Source organism: Actinophytocola xanthii (genome assembly GCF_001921205.1).
In the GTDB taxonomy this organism is placed as follows: Bacteria; Actinomycetota; Actinomycetes; order Mycobacteriales; family Pseudonocardiaceae; genus Actinophytocola; species Actinophytocola xanthii.
On the sequence record NZ_MSIE01000188.1, the window covers coordinates 1 to 784 of the forward strand.

The window sequence follows — 784 nt, forward strand, 5'->3', positions numbered from 1 at the left end:
CGACGGCTCGGCGTCACCCTGCTCACCCGCACCAGCCGCAGCGTCCAGCTGACCCCGGCCGGGCGGGTCCTGCTCGAGGACGGGCGGCGGGCGCTCGCCGCGCTGGACGCCGCCGCGACCCGAGCACGGCGCGCAGCTCGTACGCCGGCGCGACTGGTGTGCGTCACCAAGCCCGGCGGCGACGCCGGACTGCTCGAACCCACCCTCGCCCGGTTCGCCGCCCTCCCGGACGCGGTCGAGGTCGACGTCCTCGTCTGCGGGATCGGCGAGCAGGAGGGCCTGCTGCGCGACGGCACCGCCGACGTGGCCATGCTCCACCTCCCCTACGACGACACCACCGGGCTGGACAGCGAACGGCTGCTCGTCGAGGAGCAGGTGGCCGTCCTGCCCCGGGCGCACCGGCTGGCCGGGCGGCCGGCGGTCCGGATGGCCGACCTGGCCGGCGAGACCCTGCCCCGCTACCTCCCCGACCAGCCGGGCGGCGGCCCACTCATCCGCGAGGCTGCCCAGCTCGCCCAGCTGGTCACCCTCGGCCGCACGATCGCCGTCCTCCCCGCCTCCGCCCGTCCGCAGCTGCCCGACACCCTCGTCACCGTCCCCGTACTCGACGCCGCCCCGACGACACTGCTGGTGGCCTGGCCCGAGCAGAGCCGCTCGACGGCGCTCGCGGCGTTCGTCCGGACCGCCCTCGAGGTGGCCCGCCGAGCGGCGGCGCCGGCATGAGCGGTACCGGCACGAGCATGGACAGCCGCGAGCTGGCGTACTTCGTCGCGGTCGCCGAGGA

General features: G+C 76.8%; 1 protein-coding gene. It reads left to right on the plus strand.

Going from position 1 to position 784, the window contains the following annotated elements:
- Positions 1 to 723, plus strand: a 723-nt coding sequence (locus BU204_RS37860; protein ID WP_075130586.1) for a LysR family transcriptional regulator, incomplete at its 5' end; no start/stop codon positions are given.
- Between the last annotated feature and the right edge of the window lie 61 nt (positions 724 to 784).